This is a genomic window from Stenotrophomonas sp. A3_2 (assembly GCF_036624925.1).
GTDB classification, from domain to species: domain Bacteria; phylum Pseudomonadota; class Gammaproteobacteria; order Xanthomonadales; family Xanthomonadaceae; genus Stenotrophomonas; species Stenotrophomonas hibiscicola.
The window spans coordinates 82,583-90,310 of sequence record NZ_JAZKVY010000131.1 but is presented as its reverse complement, the minus strand read 5'-3'; the positions used below and the strand labels follow the sequence as shown (position 1 = coordinate 90,310).

The 7,728-nt window shown below is 67.1% G+C and carries 5 protein-coding genes; all 5 read right to left on the bottom strand.

The features are described from left to right. Positions 1-69: 69 nt before the first annotated feature. Positions 70-1,176 carry a glycerophosphodiester phosphodiesterase gene (locus R5H29_RS03420; RefSeq protein WP_227845084.1) on the bottom strand — a complete coding sequence of 369 codons (1,107 nt, stop codon included), beginning with the start codon at positions 1,174-1,176 and terminating at the stop codon, positions 70-72. A 137-nt stretch (positions 1,177-1,313) separates the two neighbouring features. After that, positions 1,314-2,663 (bottom strand): tRNA uridine-5-carboxymethylaminomethyl(34) synthesis GTPase MnmE, encoded by a 1,350-nt coding sequence (gene mnmE, locus R5H29_RS03415; RefSeq protein WP_180877405.1) that lies wholly within the window; start codon positions 2,661-2,663, stop codon positions 1,314-1,316. A 3-nt stretch (positions 2,664-2,666) separates the two neighbouring features. Further along, entirely contained in the window at positions 2,667-5,339 is a 2,673-nt protein-coding gene (locus R5H29_RS03410; RefSeq protein WP_332328732.1) for a polysaccharide deacetylase family protein, read from the bottom strand. Between the two features lie 177 nt (positions 5,340-5,516). Further along, on the bottom strand, positions 5,517-7,232 hold the full coding sequence (yidC, locus tag R5H29_RS03405) for a membrane protein insertase YidC (protein WP_180877403.1): 1,716 nt from the start codon (positions 7,230-7,232) through the stop codon (positions 5,517-5,519). Further along, positions 7,232-7,726 (bottom strand): ribonuclease P protein component, encoded by a 495-nt coding sequence (gene rnpA, locus R5H29_RS03400; RefSeq protein ID WP_021203275.1) that lies wholly within the window; start codon positions 7,724-7,726, stop codon positions 7,232-7,234. The genes yidC and rnpA overlap by 1 nt, the downstream gene beginning before the upstream one ends. Positions 7,727-7,728: the final 2 nt, after the last annotated feature.

The window sequence follows — 7,728 nt, the reverse complement described above, 5'->3', positions numbered from 1 at the left end:
GGCATGGCCCGGCGCTACCGTGTGGACGCCCTGGGTAGCGCCGGGCCATGCCCGGCGGCCAGGGGTCGATCAGTTCCCCGCCGCGCCCATGCCATCCACCGCCTGCCGGCCCAGCGCCGGATCATCGGTGAAGAACGCATCGATGCCGGTCGCCAGATAGGCGTGCATCTCGGCAATCGAACCTTCGGGATTGCGCGCGGTGTCGGCGCCCTTGCGCAGGTTGCTGGCCTGGAAGTGGTTCTCCGGACGGAAGGTGTACGGAATCACCATCAGCCCCACTGCATGTGCGTCCTGTACCAGCGTGGTCGGCGTGCTCAGCGCGCCCTTGGCATCCAGCGGAATGATCGAGCGCAGTTCCGGGCCGATGCCGTCGGCGTAGCTGGCGATGTCCTTCAGTCCGGCCGGGGTCATCATCTGCGCGTAGGTCAGCGTGCCACCGGCCTTGGCGATGTCGGCCGGCTGGGTGCCGCCCTTCCACAGCAGTTGCAGCAGGCGGATGTTGCTGCCGCGCGGGATCTTGCCGCGCAGGTAGCGCAGGTTGGCGGTCTCGAACGACTGGATGGTGACCGGACCGACGTTGGTATAGGCATTGCCACGCAGCGCGGTCAGGAGCTTGTCTTCCATCGGCAGGCCGATCGACTGGAAGTAGGTCGGGTGCTTGATCTCCGGCACCAGGCCGATGCCGCGGTTGGCGCGCCCGGCCTGCTGGACCAGGAAGGCCAGGATCTCGTCCAGGCTGGCGATGCGGAACTGGCCGTCGTAGGCGGTGCTGCGCAGCTCCGGCAGGCGCTCGCGCGCGTACAGGGTCTTCAGCTCGGCCAGGGTGAAGTCTTCGGTGAACCAGCCGTCGACCTTCTGCCCGTCGATGACCTTGCTGGTGCGGCGGCTGGCGAACTCCGGATGCGAGGCCACATCAGTGGTGCCACCGATCTCGTTCTCGTGGCGGGCCACCATCACCCCGTCCTTGGTCATCACCAGGTCCGGTTCGATGTAGTCGGCGCCATCGGCGATCGCCTGGGCGTAGGCCGCCAGGGTGTGCTCCGGCAACAGCGCGCTTGCGCCGCGATGGCCGTAGACCGACACCTTGTGCGCGGCCGGGGTGGAGGATTCAGCACTCATGGCCACCGATGGTGCCACGGCCAGCGACAACAGCAACGCACAACCCCACGACTTCACTGCGACTTCCCCAAGCGGTATGTGATGGGCGTCAGTATGCGGCGGCAATGTGACAGGTGGGGGAAGCCCGCACCTGTAGAGCCGAGCCCATGCTCGGCTGACGGGTAGAGCAGCCGAGCATGGGCTCGGCTGTATAGTTACTTGCCGATGCAGAAACTGGAGAAGATCCTTCCCAGCAGATCATCCGCACTCATCTGCCCGGTGATCTCGCCCAGCGCGTCATGCGCCAGCCGCAGCTCTTCGGCGGCCAGTTCCAGGTGCTCCTGCGCCAGCTCGCCATCGGCGCGCTGCGCGTGTTCCTGCGCACGCTCGATTGCATCCACATGCCGCGTGCGCGCGGAGAACTCGCCATCCGCCTGCTCCCCTGCCCCGGCCGAAGCGATCAAACGCAGGCGCGCGTGCAGATCCTCCAGGCCGGCACCGGTCGCAGCCGAGACGAACACACGGTCCGGGTCGTCCAGCATCGGCAGCGCATCCAGCAGGTCCGACTTGTTGTGGATGTAGACCTTGTGCGGCACCGCTGCCACGGCCTCGCCCAGCGCCGCTTCGCCGGTCGCCGGATCGCGCGCATCCAGCACGATCAGCGCCAGGTCGGTTCGCTCGATCTCCACATGGGCGCGGCGCATGCCTTCGCGTTCGATGGCGTCGCCGCCGTCGCGCAGGCCAGCGGTATCGACCAGGGTCAGTTCCAGCCCGTCCAGGCGGATGGTCTCGCGAAGCGTGTCGCGGGTGGTGCCGGCGATGTCGGTGACGATGGCGCGTTCACTGCCGGCCAGCGCATTGAGCAATGAGCTCTTTCCGGCATTGGGCGGACCGATCAGCACCGCATGCAGGCCATCGCGCAGGCGGCGACCGCGTTCGGCATCGCGGCGCAGCAGGGCCAAGTCGCTGCGCGCCTGTTCCAGCCCGCGCCGCACCTGTGCGCCACCGAGCGTATCCAGCGGTTCGTCGGCGAAGTCGATGGCCGCTTCCACGTGGATGCGCAGCAGCACCAGCTGATCGACCACGGCCTCGATGCGGCGCGAGAACACGCCATCCAGTGAACGACGCGCCGCGCGTGCGGCACGGTTGTCGCCGGCGGCGATCAGGTCAGCGATGGCCTCAGCCTGGGCCAGGTCGAGCTTGCCGTTGAGGAACGCGCGTTCGCTGAACTCGCCCGGCCGCGCCTGGCGCGCGCCGAGCGCGATGCAGCGCGCGACCAGTTGCTGCAGCAGCACCGGACTGCCGTGGCCCTGCAGTTCCACCACCTCTTCGCCGGTGAAGCTGTTCGGTGCCGGGAACCACAGCACGATGCCATCGTCGATGACCTCGCCATCGGCGTCGCGCAGGCGCGCATAGTGCGCGTGGCGCGGCCGCAGCGCGGGCGCCCCCAGCGCATTGGCAATCGCCGCTGCGCGCGGACCGGACAGGCGCACCAGGCCGACACCGCCCGCGCCGGGGGCACTGGCGATGGCCACAATGGTGTCGGTGCGGATCGCGTCGTTCATGGCTCAGAGCTTCTCCAGCTGCGTGCGTGCCTGCGCGGCACCGCTGCCCTGCGGCTGCAGCGCCAGGTAGGTGGTGTAGGCCTGCTTCGCCTTGGCCTTGTCGCCGGCGTTGAAGTAGGCATCACCCAGGTTGAGATAGGCCACGGCGCGCGATGGGTCGATCTTCAGCGTGTTCTCCAGCCAGCGCGCCGCTTCGGCATAGCGCTGCTGGCGGTAGTAGACGAAACCGAGGTTGTTGGCGGCCTGGGCAAAGTCCGGACGCAGCTTCAGTGCTTCGGTGAACTGCGCGGCTGCCTCGTCGTACTGCTTCTCGCGGTACAGCTGCAGGCCACGGTCGTTGGCCTGCTGCGCGCGCTGGCGGTCGGACGCCGGGCCGGCGGAGGGCACTACCAGCTTGGCCTTGCCGCCCTGCAGGTCAGCCACCGTCACCGGCGCCTGGCTGCCCTTGGCCTCGCTGGCGGCATCCACCTTGTTGTTCAGTGCGATTGCATCGGCGGTCAGCTGGCGCGTATCGGCGTTGAGGAATTCCTGGCTGTCCGGCACCTGGAACACGAACTCGCCGCCCTGCGAACCGGGCAGGCTGCCGAAGGCCGGCGTCTGGTGCGAAACGGCCGAGACGGCCGGCGCCACGTAGGCGGCCAGCTCGGTACCGGTGATCAGGCCGTCGCCGTTGAGGTCACCCTTGCCGGCCAGCGCCTGCAGCAGCACCCAGGTAAACACCGAGTGACCGTTCGGGCCGGCGTCGGCCACCTGCTGGTCGGCGCCGCCGGCGGTCAGCATCTGCCGCGCGCTGCGGCGGGCATTCTCGCGCAGGAACGACGACGACGACGGGCCACCACGGGTCAGGCCCAGGCCGCTGTAGCAGGCATCCATCACGAACATCACGTGCTTGGCCTGCATGCTCTCGGCGATGTTCTGGATATCGGTCATCGCGATGGCATCGGTAGCGAATTCCTTCGGGTCCGAATCAACCGGGATGATGTAGCCGAGGTCGCGCCCTGAGGCGAGCTGGCGGGTCGCGCCGTGGCCGGCGAAGAACACGAACACGCGGTCGTTCCTGCCAGTGCGGTCATCGGCCAGGCGGTCGTGGAAGGCGGCCAGGATGTTGTTGCGGGTGGCCTGCTCGTTCTTCAGCACGATCACCTGCGAGGACGGGAAGCCGAACTGCCCGGTCAGGGTATCGGCCACCGCCTGCGCGTCGTGGCTGGCGTATTCCAGCTTCGGCCACTTGGCGTAGTTGTCGATGCCGACCACGATCGCCCACGACTTCTCGTAGCCGGTGGTGACGGTGGCGGCGCTGGCGTCACCCTTGCGCGCACGGGCGACCGTGAAGTCGCGGCCGTTCCAGCCGGCGAACTGGTAGCCATCGGCGATCAGCCGGTCGAGGATCTGCGGCAGTGCCTTCACTGCACGATCGTGGATGTCGTGGAACAGGATGATGCCGCGCTGTTCCTTGTTCACCTGGTCCAGCACGCGCTGCACGATCGATTCCGGCACCGGGTCGGCCCAGTCCATCGAATCGATGTTCCACATGATCGACTTCAGTCCGGCCTCGTTGAGCAGCTGCAGGCCTTCGGCGTTGCGCGCGCCATAGGGGAAGCGGAACAGCGGCGCGCGCTTGCTGTCGACATCCTTCAGCAGCGTGTCGGTGTCGAGCACCTGCTGGCGCAGCGCGTCACCGGTGGTGCGCGACAGTTGGGCGTGGGTCAGGCTGTGGTTGCCGACCGCATAGCCTTCTTCCATCAGGTTGCGGCTGATCTTCGCCATCGGGCCGAGGCTGACCTTGCCGTCGGCCTCGACCTTGCCCAGGTTGCGGCCCACTTCGAAGAAGACACCCGGCACGTCATAGCGCTTGAGGATGGCCACCACTTCATCGGTATAGGCCTTGTGCGGACCGTCGTCGAAAGTCAGCACCACGGTCTTGGCCGGCAGGTCGCGGCCGAAGATCTCGCGGTCGCTGTCCTTCATCGACATCGGGTACGGCTCGATCACGCCGTAGTCGCGCAGGATCGCTTCGCGGCTGTAGTCCTTGTGCAGGTGGGCGATGTAGTCCTCCCACTTCTCGCGCTTCAGCGCGATGGCGCGGGTGCGCTCGAAGCGGCTGAAGATGCGGGTCAGTTCCTGGTTGTAGTTGCGCTCGATCTCATCGAGCGCCTCCAGGTCCTCGCCGATGCGCTGGTGCAGCTTCACCGCCGGCAGCGAGGAATCGGTGCTGACCCGCTCATGCAGATCACGCAGTACTTCGCGAAAGGCCAGGCGGTCGGCGTCGAACAGTTCCGGCGCCGACTCGATGTAGTCCAGCACGGTGCCGAGGGTGGCGAAGCGCTGCGGGCTGGAGCCGCGCAGCAGGGTGTCGAACTGCGCGGCGATCGCCGTGCGCTGTTCCAGGCCATCGTGGAACAGCTGCTGGCCCACACGCGTGGAGGTGCCGCGGTCGGCGGCCGACTGCTGTTGCTCGTCTGCCAGCAGCACGATGATCCGGCGGTAACCGTCGAGCTGTTTCTGCAGGGCCACCAGCATCGGTGCGGCCGCGGGATCGGCGGCGGCCGCGGCCTGCGCGCTCGCCTGGGTGACGGTGGTCGCCGGCGCCTTCGCATCCTTGTCGCCACAACCGGCAACGACCAGGGTCAACAACAGCGAGGGCAGGAACAGGCGGAACGACGACGCACGCGACATGGCGGACTCGAGGGCGGGAGGGACGATGTGCCGGCGATTCTACCGCCGCATGCGAAAAGCCCGCCTTGCGGCGGGCTCCTCGCGTCGATCGGGGCGGTAGAGTCGACTGTGGGTCGACTGCTCATCCGCCAGTCGACTAACAGTCGACTCTACAAAGCAGGTGACCTGCGGTCGGGATTACTTCCTTTTGACCGGGGCCGGAGCGGTGGTGGCCGGGACCGGCTCGCCGCCATGGCGCTTGGTCATCCACCACTGCTGCAGCAGGCCCAGGCCGCCGTTGACCACCCAGTACAGGACCAGGCCGGACGGCATGAAGGCCATCATGACGCCGAACACCAGCGGCATGAACTGCATCATCTTCTGCTGCATCGGGTCCATGCCCGGTGCCGGGGTCAGCTTCTGGGTGAACCACATCACTGCCACGTTGATGACCGGCAGGATGAAGTACGGGTCGCGTGCGGTCAGGTCCTGGATCCAGCCGAACCAGGGCGCCTGGCGAAGTTCGACCGATTCCACCAGCACCCAGTACAGGGCGAAGAAGATCGGCATCTGGATGAGGATCGGCAGGCAGCCGCCCATCGGATTGATCTTTTCCTTCTTGTACAGCTCCATCATCGCGGTCTGGAACTTCTGGCGGTCATCGCCATAGCGTTCCTTCAGCTGCGCGATGCGCGGCTGGAAACGACGCATCTTGGCGCCGCTCTTGTACTGGGTTGCCGACAGCGGGTACAGCACCAGCTTCAGCAGCACCACCAGCCCGACGATCGCCCAGCCCCAGTTGCCGACCAGCTTGTGCACCTGGTTGAGCACCCAGAACAGGCCCTGGCCGATCACCGCCATCATCGAGAAGCGGCTGTAGTCGACCACGCGGTCCAGGCCCGGCACATCTTCCTTGGCGATCAGGTTGACCAGCTTCGGGCCGACCCACAGGCGGGCTTCGGTGCTGGTCGACTGGCCCGGCGCCACGGTGAAGGCCGGGCCACGCGCTTCGATCAGGTCACGACCGGCCACCTGCGAGAGCACGTAGTGTGCGGTCTGGTCCTTCTGCGGGATCCAGGCGGTGAAGAAGTGGTGCTGCAGCATCGCCAGCCAGCCGCCGGTGATGTTCTGGTTCAGCGTGCCGTCTTCCAGGTAGTCCTTGAACGCACGACGCTGGTACTTCTTGTCATTGTCGTACCAGGTGGCACCGTTGAAGCTGAAGGAATCCGGGTTGGTCATGCTCCGCGACAGGATGGTCGGGGTGCGGTCCAGGGTGCGGTAGACGTAGCCGTTCCACGGCGCGGTGCCGGCGTTGCTGACTTCGTCCTTGAAGCGCACGGCGTACTCGTTGCGCGAGACGGTCAGGGTGCGCTTGATGGTCACGCCGTTGTCGGCGGTCCACACGAACGGGATCTGCAGTTCGTTCTGGCCTTTGGCCAGCACGAAGTCGGTGGTGTCACCCACCAGCTTGAAGCCGTCGGCGCCGGGAACCGGGGTGTTCTTGTCTTCGCTGGCCCAGCCACTGATCGCGCTGTACGGGTGGGCGGGGTCTTCGGTCAGCAGGCGGACCGGCGGACTGCCTTCGTCCTTGGTCTGCGGGAACTGCAGCAGCTCGGCGTCGAGCACGCGGCCGCCGTCGAGCACCAGGCGCAGCACGTCGGTGGTGACCGTCACGCGCTGGCTGGCCGGGGTAGCGCTGGCCTGGGCCTGTGCGGCGGCCTGGCCGGGGGCGCCCGGCACCTGGGCGCTGGGGATGGCGCCGGGGTTCGCGCCCGGAACACTCTGTGCGGCGGCCGGGGCCGATGAGGTGGTTGGTGCCGGGGTCGGAGCAGCCTTTTCACGGCTCCACTCCATCCACAGCAGCACGGCCACCATCAGCCAGGCAAAAATGAGGAATACGCGGGTCTGGTTCATCAGCGGACAGGCTCGGCGGGGCCGGGACGCGATGCCGGCTCGGTCAAAGAAGGAGTTGCGATGCCATCAGGCGGCGGCATTGTGCCGTCCACGCCCGGCGTGGGCAATGCACGCAGGCGACGCAGCAGGCGCAGGAAGGCCTGGCGGATCTCGTCGTTGCTGGCGGAACGCGCAGCACTACGAGCCACGACGACAAAGTCGCCTGGCTGGATGTCGGTACGTGTCTGACGCAGGATGTCGCGCAGGACGCGCTTGATCCGGTTACGCCCGACGGCGTTCGGATCGACCTTGCGGGAAACCGCCAGACCCAGCCTGGCCGGCCGGTCAGCCGGCAGCCAGTGCAGGGTCATCAGCGGATCGGACACACGGCGGGCGCCGTTGAAGACCGTTGAGTATTCGGCACGCGTGCGAACCCGCGCAGAGCGAGGGAATCGCTTGCGCGGGTCTGCAGTATTCACTGTCGAAGGGATTGCGTCTGCCGCGATGTGCGGCATGG